We start from the raw sequence: 2,261 nt of genomic DNA on the forward strand, positions 1-2,261 counted from the left end.
TTTGTGTCTTGTAAACTGATATAGAAATAGCTTTTCTTGGGCGTTGCCCAAACCCACGAACCTTTAAAATGGTTCGGTCTAAATTTATTTAATAGAATTAAAAAATACAACTGCCGCACCAATCATCATAATTGCAAATACAGCAACCGCCACGATAATAGCAATGTTATTACTCATTGCGTTCAAATCATAACCATTGCCTGAATTAGCCGTTCTATTAGGTTCAAGCACAGGAATATGACATTTTTTCGCCCATACAATCAGTGAATTATAGTTATCACACCAATTCGACACACTGACAAGCTTTTTGCCGTTGACATATACTTTAGCGGTTTTTATGCCACTCACTCTTATGTAATTAATCTGATCAAAATGATATGCTTCACCTTTATAATAAAGATAACTTGTTTGCACACTTGGGCATTTTTTTACTTTTAAACAAATAAGTAATACGGTTGCAAAAAGTATTGCCACGCTTACAATACTGATTATTAAAATCTGCACAGCATTCAATGTAAACGGTGTATGAGTTACAGAAGAAGTAATTGCCTCTTGTATCAAAATTTTTGCGACAGGTATTAAACCTATAATTATAATTGGAATAATAACAAAAAATGCGTTAAAATCATAATTCATATCAAATTTAGTATTGTAAACCGCCTTTTCTATAGCGGCTTGTTCTTCGTTTCCTCGCCTAATGCCAAAGTATTCGAGTTCTTCTTTTACGCTGTTGTTTAAATCATTAATAATCGGCATATAATCCTCACCTTTCAATATTATCCAACTTCAATAAATAAAGCTTCCCGTCTAAAAGAAGCTTTATTTTTGTATTATACAATTTATTTTTTCAATGTAGCAAATAAATCTGTAAGCAAATCTGATGGTAAACTTTCTATATTCATATAACCGGTATTGTCAGCTATAAAGAGATTGTAGCCATACTCAGTGTTGATATAATCAAAAGAAGTGTAACTGCCAATAAAACCGGAATGCCCCCATCCACCGTCATATGAACCACTCATTCCATAACCGTATTTATTAGAAATTTCAGGTGAATAATCAGTAGTCATTGCCTGATAACTTTCTTTCGATATAATCTTTCCACTGCTGAGTGCTGTCATCCATTTATCCATATCTTCTGCATTTGATACCATATCACCTGCACCTTTAGTAAGACCTATAGCATCTTCACCTACAGTAAAAGTATCGTAAGTTAAACCCCACTCCGGATTGTTTTTTACATCGCTTATAAAGCCTGAATTTGTCATATTAAGCGGTTCAAAAATATTTTTGCAAATAAAATCATAGTAATTTTCTCCCGACACCTGTTCTATAATGTCGCTGAGCAAGAAATAATTTGCGTTGCAATATTCAAATGTTGTATCAGGCTCGGTTTGAAGCGGTTGGTTAAAAATCCACTCTTTGATTGCCGCAACATTTTCTTCTTCGGTTTTGTCAGAAGAAACATCTTTTACTTGAAGTGCAGCTTCAGGTGTTTTAACAACCATATCAGGAATACCTGAACGCATAGAAAGTAAATTTTTCAGTGTAACTTCCTTACCGGCGGAATAGTCAGGATAATATGTATCTAAAGTATTATCTAAGCTAAGCTTTTCCTGCTCACTAAGCATTAAAACAGCTGCAGCACAAAACTGCTTTGATATTGAGCCAATGTACATTGTCGAATCAACTGTTAAATCCTGTCCTTTTTCATCTTTTCCGCTTACCTACAACTTCTGAGAGCAACGCTACAGAAAGCACATACGATATAAAAGAAAGTATGGATTCTGTGCTTAAACACAAGGATTTTGAGGGAATTGTTTATCTTACTCAAAACGGAACTGTTGTTTATCTGTAGTTTCAACAGCTTGACTTTCCTCTGAATTACCTGACGAGCAGGCGGTAACCGAAAAAGCAAGCACAAGACTTATAATTACTGCAAATAACTTTTTCATTAACAATAAACCTCCTTGATTTCTCTTCTCTTTAAGTATAAACCACAGGATGATTATTTACAAGCAACCGATTATTGAATCATTAAACTTAGCAAAAGAGTTATAAACCGACAGTTGATTAAAGCAATGGCTTTGTGCGGTCAAAAGAACCTACAAAATCGTGATAATCTTTCTTTGCAATTTCATCGGCAAAACAAAGCAAAGGAATAACCGAGCTTTCTTGATGAAACATATACGAATAAATCTCACCGTCAGCGGTAGCAACAGAACTGCATGTAGCAAGATTATTTTTACATAAAATCTCCA

At 34.3% G+C, this 2,261-nt stretch carries 3 protein-coding genes and 1 pseudogene; all 4 read right to left on the minus strand.

Going from position 1 to position 2,261, the window contains the following annotated elements; translation table 11 throughout:
- Positions 1-84 precede the first annotated feature (84 nt).
- A complete protein-coding gene (locus tag ACJMMI_RS00740; protein WP_405352586.1) occupies positions 85-756 on the minus strand; it encodes a hypothetical protein in 672 nt (223 codons plus the stop codon).
- Positions 757-839: 83 nt separating this feature from the next.
- A pseudogene (locus ACJMMI_RS00745) lies at positions 840-1,700 on the minus strand (serine hydrolase domain-containing protein); the annotation flags it as partial.
- 126 nt (positions 1,701-1,826) lie between these two features.
- Positions 1,827-1,955, minus strand: a complete 129-nt coding sequence (locus tag ACJMMI_RS00750; RefSeq protein ID WP_405352588.1) for a hypothetical protein — start codon at positions 1,953-1,955, stop codon at positions 1,827-1,829.
- Between the two features lie 118 nt (positions 1,956-2,073).
- A partial coding sequence (locus tag ACJMMI_RS00755) for a hypothetical protein (RefSeq protein WP_405352591.1) occupies positions 2,074-2,261 on the minus strand: 188 nt, incomplete at its 5' end.

Source organism: Ruminococcus sp. (assembly GCF_045129435.1).
Lineage (GTDB): Bacteria > Bacillota > Clostridia > Oscillospirales > Acutalibacteraceae > Ruminococcoides.

Excerpts from the sequence above, each read along its gene's own strand:
- ACJMMI_RS00740 (WP_405352586.1), bottom strand. The coding sequence starts at position 756 with ATGCCGATTATTAATGATTTAAACAACAGCGTAAAAGAAGAACTCGAA.
- ACJMMI_RS00750 (WP_405352588.1), bottom strand. The coding sequence starts at position 1,955 with ATGAAAAAGTTATTTGCAGTAATTATAAGTCTTGTGCTTGCTTTTTCG.